The sequence below is a fragment of the Macrococcus hajekii genome, assembly GCF_004359505.1.
GTDB lineage: Bacteria > Bacillota > Bacilli > Staphylococcales > Staphylococcaceae > Macrococcus > Macrococcus hajekii.
In genome coordinates this window covers 1-431 of record NZ_SCWE01000025.1, presented here as the reverse complement: position 1 = coordinate 431, position 431 = coordinate 1, and the positions used below count along the sequence as shown (strand labels likewise).

Below are 431 nucleotides of genomic sequence, written 5' to 3'. Positions count from 1 at the left end.
GTAGTAGAATCCATGTTCTTAAAGTAATCAAAGGCCGGATCGTGACTAAACCAATTTAGAAATGCTTGATGTGGCGTAGTTACAAGTAAGCCATTAAATTTTTCTTTACTGTCATCTTCTAATAAAATTTCATAATCTTTTTGCGAAATCAATATATCTTTGACTGGCGTGTTATATCGTATGTCAACACCTTTACTTTCAATATCTTTAACAAGCGCCTCTATAAAAGAACTCAAACCATGTCTAAACTGTTTGAATTGTCCTTTAGGAGCACCTGGGTATAATTGACGTTTCTTGATACGTTGTTCTTTTTCATCTTTCATTCCTTTAATCAAACTACCAAATTGTTCCTCTTTTTCTTTAAAATTAGGAAATGTACTCATTAGGCTCAATTGATCAATATCAGTACCATAAATACCACCCATTAGTGG

Annotated in this window: 1 protein-coding gene; it reads right to left on the bottom strand. The window is 32.7% G+C overall.

Translation table 11 applies throughout. The features are described 5' to 3' along the window. Positions 1-431, bottom strand: a 431-nt coding sequence (locus tag ERX37_RS11200; RefSeq protein ID WP_208001691.1) for an FAD-dependent oxidoreductase, incomplete at both ends; no start/stop codon positions are given.